Origin of the sequence: Pseudarthrobacter sulfonivorans (genome assembly GCF_024391045.1) — a bacterium.
Taxonomy (GTDB): Bacteria; Actinomycetota; Actinomycetes; order Actinomycetales; family Micrococcaceae; genus Arthrobacter; species Arthrobacter sulfonivorans_B.
The window spans coordinates 33,297-49,726 of sequence record NZ_JANFCZ010000019.1; the positions used below are offsets into that span (position 1 = coordinate 33,297).

15 protein-coding genes and 2 riboswitches are annotated in these 16,430 nt (G+C 66.3%); of the genes, 8 read left to right on the plus strand and 7 right to left on the minus strand.

The genetic code is table 11. The annotated features are described in order from the left end of the window. Positions 1-49 precede the first annotated feature (49 nt). The gene (locus tag NQJ30_RS13110) at positions 50-1,108 is read left to right on the plus strand and encodes an RNase H family protein (RefSeq protein ID WP_255770377.1); all 1,059 of its coding nucleotides are present in this window, start codon (positions 50-52) and stop codon (positions 1,106-1,108) included. A gap of 35 nt (positions 1,109-1,143) precedes the next feature. Here NQJ30_RS13110 and NQJ30_RS13115 read toward each other — a convergent pair whose 3' ends face one another. The 6 genes from NQJ30_RS13115 to NQJ30_RS13140 form a co-directional block, all read right to left on the minus strand. Next, the gene (locus NQJ30_RS13115) at positions 1,144-1,431 is read right to left on the minus strand and encodes a WXG100 family type VII secretion target (RefSeq protein WP_255770378.1); all 288 of its coding nucleotides are present in this window, start codon (positions 1,429-1,431) and stop codon (positions 1,144-1,146) included. A 109-nt stretch (positions 1,432-1,540) separates the two neighbouring features. After that, complete coding sequence (locus NQJ30_RS13120; protein ID WP_255770379.1) at positions 1,541-3,112, minus strand: sensor histidine kinase; 1,572 nt, start codon at positions 3,110-3,112, stop codon at positions 1,541-1,543. A 2-nt stretch (positions 3,113-3,114) separates the two neighbouring features. Further along, positions 3,115-3,828 carry a response regulator transcription factor gene (locus NQJ30_RS13125; RefSeq protein ID WP_255770380.1) on the minus strand — a complete coding sequence of 238 codons (714 nt, stop codon included), beginning with the start codon at positions 3,826-3,828 and terminating at the stop codon, positions 3,115-3,117. A 62-nt stretch (positions 3,829-3,890) separates the two neighbouring features. Next, positions 3,891-5,534 carry a DNA repair helicase XPB gene (locus NQJ30_RS13130; protein WP_255770381.1) on the minus strand — a complete coding sequence of 548 codons (1,644 nt, stop codon included), beginning with the start codon at positions 5,532-5,534 and terminating at the stop codon, positions 3,891-3,893. Positions 5,535-5,547: 13 nt separating this feature from the next. Further along, positions 5,548-8,076: a helicase-associated domain-containing protein gene (locus tag NQJ30_RS13135; protein ID WP_255770382.1), complete on the minus strand. Its 2,529-nt coding sequence runs from the start codon at positions 8,074-8,076 to the stop codon at positions 5,548-5,550. 10 nt (positions 8,077-8,086) lie between these two features. Next, positions 8,087-8,320, minus strand: a complete 234-nt coding sequence (locus tag NQJ30_RS13140) for a hypothetical protein (protein WP_255770383.1) — start codon at positions 8,318-8,320, stop codon at positions 8,087-8,089. Positions 8,321-8,578: 258 nt separating this feature from the next. Here NQJ30_RS13140 and NQJ30_RS13145 point away from each other — a divergent pair, with 258 nt between their 5' ends. The 3 genes from NQJ30_RS13145 to NQJ30_RS13155 are packed head-to-tail and all read left to right on the plus strand — an operon-like array spanning position 8,579 to position 10,924. Continuing rightward, a complete protein-coding gene (locus NQJ30_RS13145) occupies positions 8,579-8,962 on the plus strand; it encodes a cold-shock protein (RefSeq protein ID WP_190991490.1) in 384 nt (127 codons plus the stop codon). Between the two features lie 9 nt (positions 8,963-8,971). Then, entirely contained in the window at positions 8,972-9,529 is a 558-nt protein-coding gene (locus NQJ30_RS13150; protein WP_255770384.1) for a DUF3027 domain-containing protein, read from the plus strand. Positions 9,530-9,574: 45 nt separating this feature from the next. After that, positions 9,575-10,924 carry an MFS transporter gene (locus tag NQJ30_RS13155; RefSeq protein WP_255770423.1) on the plus strand — a complete coding sequence of 450 codons (1,350 nt, stop codon included), beginning with the start codon at positions 9,575-9,577 and terminating at the stop codon, positions 10,922-10,924. Between the two features lie 26 nt (positions 10,925-10,950). On the opposite strand, the gene serC is transcribed toward NQJ30_RS13155, so the two are convergent. After that, entirely contained in the window at positions 10,951-12,081 is a 1,131-nt protein-coding gene (gene serC, locus NQJ30_RS13160; RefSeq protein ID WP_255770385.1) for a phosphoserine transaminase, read from the minus strand. Between the two features lie 277 nt (positions 12,082-12,358). On the opposite strand from serC, the gene NQJ30_RS13165 reads away from it, so the two are divergent. The 4 genes from NQJ30_RS13165 to NQJ30_RS13180 all read left to right on the plus strand — a co-directional run bounded on the left by NQJ30_RS13165 (position 12,359) and on the right by NQJ30_RS13180 (position 16,298). After that, positions 12,359-13,051, plus strand: a complete 693-nt coding sequence (locus tag NQJ30_RS13165; RefSeq protein ID WP_255770387.1) for a metal-dependent transcriptional regulator — start codon at positions 12,359-12,361, stop codon at positions 13,049-13,051. A 218-nt stretch (positions 13,052-13,269) separates the two neighbouring features. Further along, positions 13,270-13,488, plus strand: a riboswitch (cyclic di-AMP (ydaO/yuaA leader). Positions 13,489-13,491: 3 nt separating this feature from the next. Next, complete coding sequence (locus tag NQJ30_RS13170) at positions 13,492-14,319, plus strand: M23 family metallopeptidase (protein WP_255770388.1); 828 nt, start codon at positions 13,492-13,494, stop codon at positions 14,317-14,319. A 138-nt stretch (positions 14,320-14,457) separates the two neighbouring features. Further along, positions 14,458-14,630, plus strand: a riboswitch (cyclic di-AMP (ydaO/yuaA leader). Positions 14,631-14,700: 70 nt separating this feature from the next. Beyond that, positions 14,701-15,375, plus strand: a complete 675-nt coding sequence (locus NQJ30_RS13175; RefSeq protein ID WP_255770424.1) for a C40 family peptidase — start codon at positions 14,701-14,703, stop codon at positions 15,373-15,375. Between the two features lie 170 nt (positions 15,376-15,545). Next, positions 15,546-16,298 carry a C40 family peptidase gene (locus NQJ30_RS13180; RefSeq protein WP_255770389.1) on the plus strand — a complete coding sequence of 251 codons (753 nt, stop codon included), beginning with the start codon at positions 15,546-15,548 and terminating at the stop codon, positions 16,296-16,298. The last annotated feature ends 132 nt before the right edge of the window (positions 16,299-16,430 follow it).

Consider the following 16,430-nt stretch of genomic DNA (forward strand, 5'->3'; position numbering starts at 1 on the left):
CGGCCGGCGTCGGCGCGGGAGTGCGCCGGAACTCTGGCAGGATGGAACCGTGACAATTACAGCAGCAGCCGACGGTTCGGCTTTAGGAAATCCGGGCCCGGCCGGTTGGGCCTGGTACGTCAACGACGACTGCTGGCGGGCAGGCGGGTGGCCGCACGGCACCAACAACCAGGGTGAGCTGATGGCCGTGCTGGACCTGTTCCGCGCCACCGCCCACGTGCCGGACGAGCACCTGAGGGTCCTCTGCGACAGCCAGTACGTCATCAACTCCATCACCAAGTGGATGCCGGGCTGGAAACGGAAGGGCTGGCGAAAGGGCGACGGCAAGCCCGTCCTCAACCTGGAACTGCTCAAGGAACTGGACCGTGAAATCGCGGGCCGCAAGTACACGTTTGAATGGGTCAAAGGCCACGCCGGCCATGACCTCAACGAGGCAGCCGATGAACGCGCCCGCGCTGCAGCCACCGCCTACCAGCAGGGCGTCGCGGCCCGTTCCGGCCCCGGATTCGCCGGGGCTCCGGTGGCGGCTGTGCCGTCCCAGGCTGAAGCATCCCGGGCTGATGCAACACCCCGTGCGGATGCAATGACGGGCAATGCTGCGGGCAAGGACACTCGCACCGCCACCCCGGCCGCCACAGCCACCCGTAACGGGGCCGTTCCGGCCGCCGGTGCAGGCCCCTTCGGGCAGACCCTCTTTGGCGAGCCGGACCTGTTCAGCGAACTGGAGGCCGAGGCGTTCGTCGGGACGGAGGCCAGCGGCAAGGAACCGAGCCCGGAAGAGATTGTCGAGGCCCTCGAACGCGAGCTGGCCGGTCCGGACGCCCGTGGCGATATCGGCCGCACCGGGGTCCTGCTGCACCCGGATTTTATGGAGATCGGAAGTTCAGGCAGGGTCTGGACGCGGGACGCGATGATGATGGCATTGGAGGAGGGCCCGGGACACCCGGCAGAGCTCGAAATCCTGGGTGCCGACCGCATCGGCACCAGCGCGGTCCTGCTGACGTACCGAAGCTATGCGCGCCAGGGTACGGTGCTCCGGAGCTCGCTGTGGGTCTTGGATGGCACCAAATGGCGGCTCCGGTTCCATCAGGGCACGCCCGAAGCCTGACCGGGTCCTGGGGCTGGGATCCGCCCGCGCAGGACTCAGCTGAAGCGCTGCGTGTTGCCCTGCTCGGCCTGGGCGTAGGTGTTCGCGGCGGCGGCCAGAGCCATGGTGATGGATGCCAACGATGCCTCCACCTTGCTCTGGGTGAGGGTCCATTCCGTGACGAGAGCCTGGAAATTGTTGGCGGCAGAACCGCGCCATGTGGCCTGAAGCTCGTCCAGGCCCCGCTTCATGGTTTGGACGTCGGAACTGATCCGATCCACGGTTGCTTTGACGTTGGCTGACTTGAGCTGGAGAAGTTCGGTATCGACGGAAATGATGCTCATGGCTGTGCCTCTCGGGGTAAGTGGGACAGCCTCCGCTGCCCGCCCGGCTCTGTTCCGGGCCACTGACACGAGCCTACGGAGAGCCGAACCGGCACGCGACGCCCGTTTGCTATATGTGGATAACCTTGCCGTCACCCGGACCGCCGCCCAGTGCGTCGCCGTCATCCGGACCGTCCAGGTGTTGCCCGTCATTCCGGTCGTCCCCATCCTGCAGCTCCGTGCGCTCCGCACGGTCTTCGGGGACGGCGTCAGCTTCCTGGCTCAGGGGAAGGCTGACCACCAAAGTGGCACCGCCGCCGTCGGTAGTGGCCACCCTGACGGAACCGCCGTGCGAACCGACGATGGCGGCCACAATCGCGAGCCCCAGCCCGCTCCCACCCGTCTCACGGGTCCGCGACGTGTCGGCCCGGTAGAAACGCTCAAAGACCTTGGCTGCTTCCTCTTCCGGGATACCGGGACCGTGGTCCCGGACCTCAACCACGGCCCGGCGCTGCCCGTCATCGGAGGTGCGGATGCCGACGGCCAGTTCGATGGGGCTGCCTTCGGGCGTGTAACGGAGCGCATTCCCGACGAGGTTTCCCACGACTTGACGCAGTTTGGCTTCGTCGCCCCGTACCGGCGCGGGCACCGCCGGGCCGCCGTCGAGCCCGGTCAGGGAGATGGAGCGGCTCCGGTCACTGGCCTGCGTGTCCACCACGGCATCGTGCGCGATCAGCTGCAGGTCAACGGGTTTCTGCTGAAGGGGACGCTGCTCGTCCAGGCGTGCCAGCAGCAGGAGGTCCTCCACCATGGACCCCATCCGTTTGGCTTCGCTTTCGATCCGTCCCATGGCCGTGGCCACGTCCTCGTCAGTGGCCAGGGCACCGTGGCGGTACAGCTCGGAGAAACCCCTGATGGTCACCAGCGGTGTGCGCAGCTCATGGGACGCGTCGGCTGCGAACCGGCGCATCCTGGCTTCGGACGCGGTCCTCGCAGCAAAAGCCGACTCGATGTGGGCCAGCATGGCATTCAGCGAACTGCCAAGCCGTCCCAGTTCAGTGTGTTGGTTGTCAATGTCCACACGCCGGGAGAGATCGCCGGCGGCGATCGCGGCGGCCGTCTTCTCCACCCTCGCCAGGGGCCGGAACGACCTGGACACCGTCCAACTGGCGATCAGTGAAGCCAGCAGGAGGGTGAGCAAACCTGCTACGCAGATCACCAGGGTGCCGTGTTTGAGGACGTCGTCTACGCTCTGCAGCGGCAAACCGATGACCACCACGGCCAGGCGGCCGCCGCTGAGGACTGTCACGGCAACGACGCGCCAGTTCTGTCCGTCCGTGCCCCTGACCTGGTAAGGCTGGCTGCCGCGCTCCTGCGCCTCTTCCAAGGAAATGCTGTTGATGTCCGGCCGGATGTTGGCGTCTCCGCCGAACGGATAAGGCGCTTCGCCAGGAACAAAAAGGGTCAGCGAGTAATCGGTGGGGACCATGATCGGGTTGGGCGCCTGCAGCGGTGTGAACGAACGCTGCTTGCTCGCGAGGTCGACGGCGGCGTTCAGCTTGTCATCCACCTGCCCTACCAGGTAGCTGTGCAGCAGCGTCAGGGTGCCCGCGCCCGTGGCGGTCAGGGCAATAATCAGCAGCGCCATGATGATGGCGACCAGCTGTGACCTGAGGGAGGCCGACTTCCACCGCTGCAGCAAGGTCAGCGCTTCTCTGCCGTCCGCAGCACGTATCCCACGCCGCGTTTGGTCTGTATCAGGGCGGGGGCGTCCGGATCGATGTCCACCTTGCGCCGCAGGTAGGAGATGTAGGACTCCACGATGGACGCGTCGCCGTTGAAGTTGTACTCCCAGACGTGGTCAAGGATCTGGGACTTGGACAGGACCCGGTTGGGGTTAAGCATCAGGTACCGCAGGAGCTTGAACTCGGTGGGGGAGAGTTCGATGACGGTGCCGCCGCGCCGCACCTCGTGGGCGTCGTCGTCGAGCTCCAGGTCGTCCACGCGGATGATGGCGTCGTCGTCGTCCAGCAGCGGCTGGGTGCGGCGGAGGACCGCCCGGATGCGCGCCACTACCTCGTCGAGGCTGAAGGGCTTGGTGACGTAGTCGTCCCCGCCCACGGTAAGGCCGGTGACCTTGTCCTCGGTATCGTCCTTCGCCGTCAGGAACAGGACAGGGAAGTGCTTGCCCGAGGCCCGAAGCTTGCGGGTGACGGTGAAGCCGTCCATGTCCGGAAGCATCACGTCAAGCACTGCGAGGTCAGGGGCGTGAAGCTCGGCCGCGGCCAGGGCGTCCCGGCCGTTGGCAGCCGAGACCACATCGAAACCTGCGAAGCGCAGGGACGTGGACAGCAGTTCGCGGATGTTGGGTTCATCGTCAACAACGAGGAGCTTGGCTTCAGGGCCGGTCTTCTTCATGCTCCCATCATGCTCCCAGAATCTGTGAGTTTTCTGGATGACAGCTGTGGGTTGCGTGGGGCTTATGCCGCGCCCACATCCTTCGCGTCCAAGATGCGGTAGGCGTATCCCTGCTCGGCGAGGAAACGCTGCCTCTTGGCCGCGAAATCCTGGTCCAGGGTGTCCCTGGCCACCAGCGAGTAGAACCGGGCTGCACGTCCGTCCTTCTTGGGCCGGAGCAGGCGCCCCAGCCGCTGCGCCTCCTCCTGGCGGGACCCGAACGAGCCCGACACCTGGATGGCCACCGAGGCCTCCGGCAGGTCGATGGAAAAGTTGGCCACCTTTGAGACCACCAGCGTGCGCACCTCGCCCGCACGGAAAGCGTCGAAGAGTTTTTGCCGCTCCTTGACGGAGGTATCACCCTTGATGACAGGCGCGTCGAGGCGCTCGCCGATCTCGTCCAGCTGGTCGATGTACTGCCCGATCACCAGCAGCTGCTCGCCTTCGTGCTTAGCCACGAGCTGCTCCACGATGAGGGTCTTGGACTCGGAGGTCGAGCACAGCCGGTACTTGTCCGCGTCCTCGGCCATGGCGTACGCCACCCGCTCGTCCCGGGGAAGGTCGACGCGGACCTCAACACAGTCGGCGGGGGCGATGTAGCCCTGGGACTCGATGTCCTTCCACGGCGCGTCGTACCGTTTGGGACCGATGAGGCTGAAGACCTCGCCTTCACGGCCGTCTTCCCTGACCAGGGTGGCCGTCAGGCCCAGGCGGCGCCGGGCCTGGAGGTCGGCCGTCATGCGGAAGATGGGCGCCGGCAGCAGGTGCACTTCGTCATAGATGATCAGGCCCCAGTCGTGGCCGTCGACGAGCTCCAGATGCGGGTACAGGCCACCGCGCTTGGTGGTGAGCACCTGGTAGGTGGCGATGGTTACCGGCCGGACCTCCTTGACCGCGCCGGAGTACTCACCGATTTCGTCCTCCGTCAGGGACGTGCGCTTGAGCAGTTCATCCTTCCACTGCCGGGCCGCCACCGTGTTGGTCACCAGGATCAGGGTGGTGGTGGAGCTTGTGGCCATGGCCGCGGCGCCCACCAGGGTCTTGCCCGCTCCACAGGGGAGCACCACCACCCCGCTGCCGCCGGACCAGAAATTCTCGGTGGCAAGCTGCTGGTAGGGCCGCAGCTTCCAGCCGTCCTCGTTAAGGGCGATCAGGTGCGGCGTGCCATCCACGTAGCCGGCCAAATCCTCGGCCGGCCAGCCGATTTTCAGGAGCAGCTGCTTGAGCTGGCCGCGCTGGGAGGAATGGACCACGATGGTTTCGCCGTCGATCCGGGGCCCTAGCAGGGGTTGGATCTTCTTGGCCCGGATCACTTCCTCCAGTACCGGGTAGTCATCGGTGCGCATGACCAGGCCGTGCTGGGGGTCCTTTTCCAGCCGCAGCCGGCCATATCTGGACATGGTTTCTTCGACGTCGATCAGCAGCGAATGCGGCACCGGGAACCGCGAGTACTTGAGCAGCGTGTCCAGGACCTTTTCGGCATCGAGCCCGGCCGCGCGTGCGTTCCAGAGGCCCAACGGCGTCAGCCGGTAGCTGTGCATGTGTTCCGGGGCGCGTTCGAGTTCGGCGAAGGGGGCGATCGCGTGGCGGGCCTCGGTTGCCAGATCGTGGTCCACTTCGAGCAGGATGGTTTTGTCGCTCTGGACAATCAGCGGGCCGTCGTTCACGTAAGGCAATCCTTCACTGGCGCAGTTCCTCTGCGGCCTCTACATCGATGATGCGGTGGATGGAGAGCACACGCTCGGTTTCCTTGGCCGGATCGAAGACCCTGACGCGGCCGCCGCTTACGGAGAGGGGAACAACCGTTTCCAGGTTGGAATTCCCGTGGCTGTCCACCACGTTCATGCTCACCAGCTGCTTGAGCCGGATGGCCCGCTGCAGGGTCTCCAGACCCAGTTGGGTGGCTGTTTCGCCGGCACCCATGGCGGCCGGATGACTTCCCTTGCCGTCCGAGCGGCCATCTTCGCCGCCCTTGGCGACCGCCCGGCCGTCGGCGCTTCCGTTCCGCAGGACAGAAAGCTGGGCGGACACGTCCTCCGCCGCAGGCGCCGTCCGCGGCGCAGTGTAGACAGGCCGGGCGCTCCCGGGGGCGCCGGTGGTGCGCCGGAGCCGGACCAGCGCCGGCTCGGATTCTGCCACCGAAGGGGAGAAGCCCAGCCCGCGCAGGACATGGGCCGTCTCCCGCGGCGAGGCCGTGGAGACCAGCACAGTAGGGGCGATGCGGGCCAGCCCCAGGGCGGCAGCCCTCGATTCTGAGGCGAGCTCCAGGACCGCGGCCTCGTCATCGCTTTGGATAAAGCTGGCGGCCGGCCCCACCCTGAGGCGGCCATGCCGGGAGGCCGTGTCCTCCACAAGGTATTCGAGTGGCTGCGGCACGGCGGTGGCGGAATGTTCACGGAGAAAGCCGAGCAGGGCGGCCGCGTCATGCCCGGCGTCGAGCGCGCGCCTGATGGAGTTGGTGGAGAACCGATAGATGGTGGCGGGACCCTGGCCTTCCGCGTCGGCCATCAGCAGGAGTTTTTCACTCAGGTCGGGAGCCAGGTAGCCCGGGGCGACGGCTGTAAGGTCCGCCTGGAGCAGGACGTGGTTGAGCGCGGCCGGCAGGTGTTCGCCGAGGATGCCCAGGGCCTCGTCCGGGTTGTCGTCGGCGATGGCGCTGCCCAGCTGGGTCAGGGCCCCGGAGCCCATCAGCCCCAGCAGTTCCGCTTCGGCCAGCACACCTTTGATCAGGGAGCTGAAGCGCCGGGCCATCCGGGGCTGTGCCCATTCGGCCCGCTGCAGCACGGTTGCCGCGTCCAGCACCGGAGCCGTGCCGTCTTCCGCCCCCGCCTCGAGCGTGAGTTCGTTCAGTATCTCCAGGATCCGTTTCCGGACAATAGGGGCGTCGGGCCGCTGCGCCTCGGCGGAGAGCGCATTGACCGTGGTTCCGGCCAGGCCACGGTGTGCGGCGGAGGTGCCGGCTGGCCCGCTGACGGGCTGCCCCACCAGCGAAGGCACACGCTCGCTCGCGAGCCAGGCGTTGACCAGCCACAGCCATTGTTCCTGGCGGGTCAGCTCCAGCCATTCCAGTTGCGGCGGCTGCACCCAGGTGGAGGAGTCAACATCCAGGCGCAGCAGGCCGGCGAGTGCACTGAGTTCCAACAGGAGGCCGGCCGGGTGCTGTTCGATGCGCAACGTTTCGGCCAGCCGCTTCATTTCGCGGACCCCCACGCCGCCGCTGCGCAGCGTGGCCAACGGCTGCGCCCTGACCGCATGGAGGAGTTCGGCCACCAGCCGAAGCGTTTCGGCGATGGCGCCCAGCGCCGCATTCCGGCGCAGCGCAGCGGTGGTGCTGCCGAGTTCCGGAACCGGGGGCACAAGAGCGAAATCATTAATGATGGCACCGCCGCGCAAGGACAGGCCCACACTGTGCGGGAGCTCAACATGGGCGGCATCCAGCGGAACAAGGAGCCCCCGCGCCAGCAGCCAGTCGACGGGCCCGACGTCGGCGCCCTGGTGCGCCACGGACACTTTCCGTTGCGCCTGGGGCACGGCACCCATGGCCCAGTTTCGGAATTTGGCGAGTAACGCCGTCGTCCGTTCCGGGGCTCCCGCCAGGGCTTGGGCGAGCGCCTCCGGCGAGGACGTCCAGTGCTGCAGCGCGAGCGCTGCCTCCATGGGCGTAGTTGCCTCCTGGATGGCGACGCCGCTGCGGCGGAGTTCGGCCACGAGCTGAACCACGCGCTGGGCAAACGCCGGCTGCAGCCGGACCAGTTCGGTGTAGCTGCGCCCCAGCCCGGCAGGATAGATGCCCACTACATCCTTGAGGCAACCCACGGGCAGATAGTAGCGCTGCCGGTGCCCCGCAACAGGTGTTCCGTGCGGCGGTTCAGCCCGGTGAATCAGGGCCAATTCCTCGAGCGAGGCCAGAATGCGTTCCACCGCCGCGAGTTTGGACCCGGCAATGAGCTTTCGCACCCCCGCGGCCGACGCACTGTGTTCGGTGTCCGTATTAGTGCACAGGTGGAGTGTCTCCAGCACCTGCATCTGGGGTCTGTTCAGCCGCTCCAAAGCGCGCTGGACGCTGACCCGGGCGCTGGCCCTCGCCGCCAGCGCGGAAAAATCGGGGACCGGGGGAGACATCAGGTCCGGCCGCGCCGCAAAGAGAGCCCGCAGCGAGTCATCGCTGCGTGCCTCCAACTCTTTGCTGAGCGCGCGGATAAGGGACATCAGTCCAACGTTACAGCCCGCCGGACTTTCCCGCCCGGCGCTTGCCGGCCACGCTGTCCAGGACCAGGAAGAGCATCAGGAGGAAGGCGACAGGCAATCCGTACAGGGCGGTGGACGTGACCCACACAGGGGCCGCGGCGCCGGCGAAGGCCAGGGCCATCACCGCCCCCACTGCCACGAGGGAAAGGACGGCAACTACCGCTGCGGAGATCATCAGGAGGCGCCGGTAACGCGAGGGTGTCATGCACGTAACGCTAACAGGGCAGGGCGCGACGGCGGGGGTTGCCTACCGGTCTGACCTGCCGGTCTGACCATTCAGGCAGGGAGCCGCGACGGCGGGCGTGACGCAGCGCGCTGAAAGCGGTAATCCGCCCCCGGCAGGATAACCTTGAAGGAACAGACCAACACGGTCCGTCGCTGTCATACCCTGAACCCGCACACAGGTGCGGATGCGGTGACTGCCGGCCGTGTCTCAAGACGCAGAACGAAGAAGGTTGATTACGTGCCTACCGGCAAGGTCAAGTGGTATGACAAGGAAAAGGGTTTCGGATTCCTCGCGGGCGAAGACGGCCAGGAAGTTTTCCTGCCCAAATCGTCGCTTCCCGAAGGCGTCACGGAACTGAAGGCCGGCACCCGCGTTGAGTTCGGCGTCGCCGACGGCCGCAAAGGCGCCCAGGCGCTGGGCCTGCGGGTCCTGGACAAGACACCGTCCATCGCCAAGGCCAAGCGGCCCAACGCCCGGGACCTGGCGCCGCTGGTGCAGGACCTGGTGAGTGTTCTGGACAACCTCTCCGGCACCCTGTCCGCGGGCAAATACCCGGAAGGCAACAAAGGCAAAGCCATCGCGGCGGCCCTGCGCAAGGTTGCCGACGAGCTGGACGTTTAGGCTTTGGCGATGAACCCGGAAGCTGAACAGCCGGACACCATGGCAGGGGAGCAGGCGCCCGCTGGGGAGCATGCCGCTACGGCGCAACCACCCGCTGCTGCGCAGCCGGGCGCCAAGCCTGAGGCCAAACGCCGCGCCGGCGTGCCCGTGTGGCGGACCGGCAAGCCGGATGCTTTCCTCGCGGCTGCCGTCGACGTGGCCCGGACCGCCATCGAAGGCATCACGGCGGCATCGGACATCGGGGCGCACATCGCGGCCAAGAGCGAGGGCGACCGTCTGGTCACCCACCTCTTCGAATCAAAGTTGCCCGGCTACCAGGGCTGGCAATGGTACGCGGTGGTGACCCGGAACTCCCGCTCCAAAGTGGTTACCGTCAGCGAGCTGGGCCTTCTCCCGTCCGCGGACTCCATCCTCTCCCCGGAGTGGGTGCCGTGGGCCGAGCGCGTCCGTCCTGAGGACGCCCAGGCCATGGAAGAAGAACCAGCCGGCCACGAGGAACAGGACGCGGACACAGCAAGCGATCCCGAACCTGCAGGCGATACCGAACCTGCCGGCGAGGCTGACTAGGCAGTTGGCGACGCGCAGGGTTGAACAGCACGGAGGCCGGCCATGATGTCCACCTTCAAATCCCTGCACATCCTCAATTACCGGATCTGGTTCCTCGGCGCCCTGGTCTCCAACATTGGAACCTGGATGCAGCGGACGGCCCAGGACTGGCTGGTGTTCGACCACCTGACGGATCAGGACGCAGGTGCCATGGGCATCACCATGGCACTCCAGCTGGGACCCCAGCTCTTCCTGGCTCCCGTTGCCGGACTGGTGGCGGACCGTTACAGCCGCAAACAGCTGCTCATCATCACCCAGTCGGCCATGGCCCTGCTGAGTACCGGGCTGGGCGTCCTGGTGGTTCTTGGCCTCGGCCAGTTGTGGCATGTCTATGGCTTCGCCCTGCTGCTGGGCATGGTGTCCGCGCTGGACGCGCCGGTCCGGCAGACCTTCGTTTCCGAGCTCGTCCGCGACGACTACCTGCCCAACGCCGTCGCCTTGAACAGCGCCTCGTTCAACGTTGCCCGCATGATCGGGCCCGCGGTGGCAGGGATCCTCACCGTGGCAGTCGGCCCCGGTTGGGTGTTCCTGATCAATACGGCCACGTTCCTGGCCATGCTCGTGAGCCTGTGGCGGATCCCGACGGCGTCCTTGCGGCAGCTTCCCCGCGCAGCGGCCGGCAAGGGGCGCATCCGGGAGGGGCTGCGCTATGTGCGGTTCCGGCCGGACATCGTGGTGGTCCTGGTGGCGGTTTTCATTGTGGGAACGCTCGGGCTGAACTTCGTGCTGTTCATCGCCGCAATGGTGGGCACTGAATTCGGGCTGGATGCCAGCGCCTTCGGCCTGATGAATTCGATCATGGCGATCGGATCCGTCACCGGCGCCCTGCTGTCCGCCGGCCGGGGCAAACCCCGGTTGCGGATGATCTTCGGCGCGGCCGCTGCGTTTGGTGTGACCTCCGGACTGGCCGCGCTGGCCCCGGATTACTTCTGGTTCGGCGTAGCTTTGGTGCCGGTGGGGCTGTTTGCGATCACCATGATGACCAGCGCGAACGGTTACGTCCAGACCACCACCGATCCGGTCATGCGGGGCAGGGTCATGGCCCTGTACATGGCCATCTTTATGGGCGGCACGCCCATCGGGGCGCCCCTGGTGGGGTGGGTGGCCAACGTGGCAGGGCCCCGCTGGTCGCTGTCCGTGGCCGCTGCCTCGGGGATCACCGCCGCCCTGATCGGCATGGTGTGGATCATCCGGGCACAGCAGCTCCGGCTCACGTTCAATAAGCGCGCCCGCGGCCTCCGCTACTTCCGCATCGTCTCCCACCTGGAGGAGTCCGGCGGCTCCGTCACCCATATGGGGGACACAGCAAACGGCGCCGCCCAGGACCAAAACCCGGACGACGCCGTCGAACGCTAGCGAGTGCGCCTCACGACGCGCGGAACTTACTTGCGCAGTCCGCCCACCACGTAGTCGATGCTTGCCAGCAGGGCGGAAACATCGTCCGGTTCGATGGCGACGAACGTGGCGATCCGGAGCTGGTTGCGGCCCAGCTTGCGGTACGGCTCGGTGTCCACCACACCGTTGGCGCGCAGCACCTTGGCGATCGCGGCGGCATCGATCGAGTCGTCGAAGTCGATGGTGGCGATGACGTTGGACCGGTCCTCGGCCCTGGCCACGAACGGGGTGGCGTATTCGGATGCCTCGGCCCACGCGTAGATCCGGCCGGCAGAGTCGGCGGTGCGCTTGCTGGCGAAGTCGAGTCCGCCGTTGTTGTTCAGCCACTGGACCTGGGCGTCCAGGGTCACCAGCGTCGTGAGCGAGGGTGTGTTGTACGTCTGGTTCAGCCTGGAGTTATCGATGGCCGTCTGCAGGTCCAGGAAGTCCGGGATCCAGCGGTCGCTGGCCTTGATCCGCGCGGCACGTTCCAGGGCGGCGGGGGAGAACAGGCCAAGCCACAGGCCGCCGTCGGACGCGAAGTTCTTCTGCGGGGCGAAGTAGTACACATCCGACTCGGCAACGTCCACATCCAGCCCGCCGGCGGCCGAGGTGGCGTCCACGAGCACCAACGAACCGGCGTCGGCACCTGCAACGCGCTGGACGGGAGCCGCGACGCCAGTGGACGTCTCGTTCTGCGGCCAGGCGTAAACGTCGACGCCGGCCTCGGCCCGGGCCTCCGGGCGGGTGCCCGGCTCGGACTTGATGATGGATGAGGCATCCAGGAAGGGCGCCTTGTTGGTCGCGGAGGCGAACTTTGAGCCGAACTCACCGAAGGACAGGTGCTGTGCTTTTTTGTCCACCAGGCCGAAGCTGGCGATGTCCCAGAATGCGGTGGACCCGCCGACGCCCAGGACAACCTCATAGCCCTCCGGTGCACGGAAGAACTGGCTGAGGCCCTCGCGGACCGAACCCACCAGGTTCTTGACCGGGGCCTGGCGGTGGGATGTGCCCAGGATGGTCTTGGACGCTGCCGCGAGTGCCTCCAGCTGCTCCGGCCTGACCTTGGAAGGTCCCGCGCCGAAGCGTCCGTCCTTGGGCAGGAGATCGGCAGGAATAGTGATGCTGGTTTCGCTCACAGGGGCTCCAATTTCGGCATGGACGCGGTCGGCGTCCGGGACGGTGGGGTGGCCGGCAGTCAGCGGCGACTGCAACGAGGGCCGTGTTTATTCTGCCTGAAACCCTGGAACGGGCGGCAACCGGCACCGTCATAGTCTGCCCAATGAGACGATTCGCGGCTTCCGGCAATTATTCGGACAAACTCAAAATAGGCTAAGCTTTTTACTGGACCTCGATGCGGCTTGAACGCGATACGGTGGGTCAACGCAAGGTACTGTGCTCGAGGAGCTGAGCTGGATGACGGATCTGATCGATACCACGGAGATGTATCTTCGAACCATTTTGGAGCTTGAAGAAGAGAACATCGTTGCCCTTCGTGCCCGCATTGCCGAGCGGCTGCGCCACTCCGGTCCCACCGTGTCCCAGACCGTCGGCCGGATGGAGCGTGACGGGCTCGTGGTGGTGTCCGGGGACCGCCATTTGGAACTCACCGAGACCGGGCGCAAGCGCGCCACCGAGGTGATGCGCAAGCACCGGCTGGCGGAACGGCTCCTGGCTGATGTGATCGGCCTGGACTGGGCCTACGTACATGATGAAGCGTGCCGCTGGGAGCACGTGATGAGCGAGCGGGTGGAACGGCGCATTTACCAACTCCTTGACCATCCCACCAAGTCGCCGTACGGAAACCCCATCCCCGGGCTTGCGGCGCTGGGCGGAGCAGCCGCCCTCCCCGAGGACGGTGTGATTAATCTCGTTGACGCCATGCGCGGCTACGGGCCGACGTCGAGCGTTACGGTCAGCAGGCTGGCCGAACCCATCCAGGTGGAGCCCGAGCTGCTGGTGCAGCTCGACGAAGGCGGAATCAGGCCCGGAGCGGCCGTCTCCCTGGAGCGGGTAGGCGAATACATTTCCGTGCGGGTTCCGGGGATCGAAGGCGCGCTCGAACTGCCGCCTGAAGTTGCGGCCCACGTTTTCGTCTCAGTCAGCTAAGGTCCGTCAGCCAAAGCCTGTCAGCCAAAGTCCGCCAGCTAAAGCCCGTCACAGCATGGCATAGCGGGCCTGTGGCGCTGCCGATCCTCTCCGGCGTTAGCGCACTTTCTGCCGTTCCGCAAATATAACGGAATTGTTACTGCCCGTTATGATCGCCTATAGTTTTAACCCAAGCGTCGATATAAAAGCGTTACCTGATCCGGAGCCGAGCTCTGCCAGCGGATCAGGTGCACGAATCACCAACTGGCAGAGGCGGGGGAACCACAACCGGCAGTCGCAAGGCTGCCTTGGGGTGAAGTCCGTCAGCAGCAAGCCACTTTCAGCGAAGAGTCCCCACGGGGTACTTCTGCGCCGAGTGCTTGCACCGGCGGACCGGGTCTTTGAACTCTCTGACCCGAATCCGACAGCTAACTTCGCAGGCTTTCCAGAGAGGAACATTCTTGACCACGCAACACTCCAGGGGCCGCCGCCGTGCGGCGGGGCCCGTGCCGGCGCCACGTGCGGCCGGGGACCCCACCGCGGAGAGGCCCCGCGATCCGCAGCGCGAAGCGCGCCGGGGACGCCGGGGTGCTTTCCGGCAGGTCACCGATTTCGCGGCCGCCAGTGGTGTTGGGCAGAAGGCCGGCATCGCCCTGGCCGCAACGGGCCTGCTGCTGACCGTGACCGTTCCGGCAACAGGCCCGGTGATGGCAGACCAGCAGGCCGGCCACTCCGTTTCGGCCGTATCCGCTGCTCCGCAGCCTGAAGTTTCGGCCGCGGCTGCCGCCCAGATTGACTTCAGCCGCTCTTCCGTTGTCACGCAGGGCGACCCGGACGGCAAGCTGAAGCAGCTATTGAGCGCGCAGTCGGTCGGCTCCATCACCCGCGCAGCCTCCGCCGGCAGCCTGGGCGCACCCCTGGCGCAGCTAATCACCGCCTCACCGTTCGGCTACCGCGTCAGCCCCATCACCGGCGGCACAGGCGATTTCCACCGTGGCCAGGACTACGTGGCCCAGTGCGGAACGCAGGTCCTCGCTGCGGCCAGCGGCACTGTGACGTTCGTCGGCTGGCATCAGTATGGCGGCGGCAACCGTGTGGTGATTGACCACGGCAACGGCCTGGAAACCACCTACAACCACCTGTCTTCGGCTTCCGTCAAGGTTGGCCAGACAGTGACCCGCGGCCAGGTTGTGGCCCTGAGCGGCACCACCGGCGCCTCCACCGGCTGCCACCTCCACTTCGAGGTCCAGGTCAACGGCGAAGTGGTTGACCCCACAGGCTGGCTCTAAGCCAAAATGATGGCCTGCTCTCAAATCGCCGGGACATGCCGTGACCTGAATGTGACATTGGCTCCGAACTCCTGTACCGTCTAAAGCGCGTCAACTTTTCCGAAGTTGACGTTCTTGAGTGGATTGCCTAGCTCTGCCACCGCTCAAGGTCCGTTCGCATGACATCGTCTGGCAGGGGCGGGGGAACCAATTTTGGTCTTCGAATCTGAAGGCCTTGGGGTTAAGTCGCAAAGCTTCCCAGGAAGCGGCGCGGCCGGGTGAACTCCCATCCGAATCCGACAGCTCACCTCGCAGGCTTTGGGAGAGGCTACCTTCGTGTCTTCACGCCATAATTCTGCGCGCCACCGCGCGCAACCGGTTCGCACCAATCCGTTGGGCTCCGTGTCCAAGGCTGTCAGTGCGAATGCCGGGACCGTAGGTCGCCAGGCTGCCGTCATCGCAGCCGCGTCAGGTCTCATCCTGACCATGGGGCTTCCGGCCAACGCCGCGGACACCACCGCCGGTGTGTCCGCATCCACCGAGTCGGGATCCGCACAGGCCGCGCTTGCCGTGACCGCCGCACCCACCGCCACCGTTTCCTTCGAGCGCCCGGTAGTCAAGACCACCGCCGCGCCCGTTATTGAGCGGGTCCGTGCACAGTCCACGGCGACGGAAACGGCAGCCCAGGCCGCCGACGTCACCAAGGACGCATCGGCCAAGCTCGCGGATTCCGTTTCCTCCGCGGCGGCGTCGGGTCTGGCAGCCATTGCCTACACCGGCATCGGCCACCCCTACCTGTGGGGCGGCACCACTCCCAATGGCTGGGACTGCTCCGGCTTCACCCAGTGGGTCTACGCCCAGGCCGGGATCAGCATTCCCCGCACCAACGCCTGGACCGTTATGCGGCCCACTTCCACCCCCTCCCCGGGTGACCTGGTCATGCAAAACGGCGGCGCCCACGTTGGCATCTACGTCGGCAACGGCATGATGATCAGCGCGCTGAACCCGTCGCAGGGCACCATGCTGCACGCCGCGGCGGCTACGGGCACGTCCTCGTACTTCACCCTGGCGCGCTAACTTCCCTGCATCTTTGTCCCTGCGGTCTTGCGCCGCAGGGACACTTCCTCGCGGAAACCCACACTGAATCCCCGTTCGGGGCGTGCCGGCCTGCCCCCAAGATGCCGGCGCGTCCAAAGCCCTTATGCCTGCTACCGCGGTCCTGAGGAACACGAAAGAGAGAAATATTAATGACTACTCGTGCAACTGTTGCACGGCACCGCGCCGAGGTCACCAAGACCAACTCGCTGGCTGTCATTGCCAAGGCAGTCGGCGACAACGCCGGCGGCATGGGCCGTCAGGCCGCGGTTATCGCCGCTGCTTCCGGCCTGGTCCTGACCAGCGGGATCGCGGCCAACGCCGCTGACACGAATGTTCAGCGCGAAGCTGCTCCGGCCTCCAGCATCGGCGTTGAGTCCGCGGCTCCGGCTGTCATTTCGGCCGAGTCCACCATTGCCATCTCCTACGAGAAGCCGGCAGTCAGCACCACGCCGGCTCCTGTTGCAGAGCCCGAGCCCGTGGTTGAGGCTCCGGCAGCACCGGCCGTCCAGACGGCCCGGCCCGCAGCCGCCATCAAGGTAGCAGCGTCCACTCCCTCCGCCCCGGTGGCCGCGAGCAGCAAGGGACAGGCCATCCTCGCCGCAGCGTACGCCCAGCTGGGCGTCAACCAGGACTGCACCATGCTGGTGACCAACTCCTTGGCAGCCGTGGGCATCCACTTCCACGACTGGCCCGCAGGCTACCTGTCCCTCGGCACCCGGGTCAGCGCAGCTGAAGCCCAGCCCGGCGACCTGATCTACTACGCAGACGGCGGCGCCGGCATGGCCCACGTCGCAGTGTATGCCGGCAACGGCCAGGCAGTGCATGGCGGCTTCAACGGCAACCAGACCGTTGTGTTCAGCGCCAACGTTGGCTCGGGACCGGTCTTCATCCGCGTGTCCTAGCAGCAGCTTAAACTTTCAAAGGACCCCCGCCTGACGGCGGGGGTCCTTTGCTGTCTCCTGCCCGGCAGGGACGGGGCGGGGAGCCGCCGGTCCGGACACGTCAGAAAAGTCAGAGCGGGCGATTAGTTTATC

Coding starts and splice junctions, on each gene's coding strand:
- NQJ30_RS13140 (WP_255770383.1), bottom strand. CDS start 8,320: ATGACACCCTCGCGTTACCGGCGCCTCCTGATGATCTCCGCAGCGGTA.
- NQJ30_RS13165 (WP_255770387.1), top strand. CDS start 12,359: ATGACGGATCTGATCGATACCACGGAGATGTATCTTCGAACCATTTTG.
- NQJ30_RS13150 (WP_255770384.1), top strand. CDS start 8,972: ATGAACCCGGAAGCTGAACAGCCGGACACCATGGCAGGGGAGCAGGCG.
- NQJ30_RS13115 (WP_255770378.1), bottom strand. CDS start 1,431: ATGAGCATCATTTCCGTCGATACCGAACTTCTCCAGCTCAAGTCAGCC.
- NQJ30_RS13135 (WP_255770382.1), bottom strand. CDS start 8,076: ATGTCCCTTATCCGCGCGCTCAGCAAAGAGTTGGAGGCACGCAGCGAT.
- NQJ30_RS13180 (WP_255770389.1), top strand. CDS start 15,546: ATGACTACTCGTGCAACTGTTGCACGGCACCGCGCCGAGGTCACCAAG.
- NQJ30_RS13125 (WP_255770380.1), bottom strand. CDS start 3,828: ATGAAGAAGACCGGCCCTGAAGCCAAGCTCCTCGTTGTTGACGATGAA.
- NQJ30_RS13155 (WP_255770423.1), top strand. CDS start 9,575: ATGTCCACCTTCAAATCCCTGCACATCCTCAATTACCGGATCTGGTTC.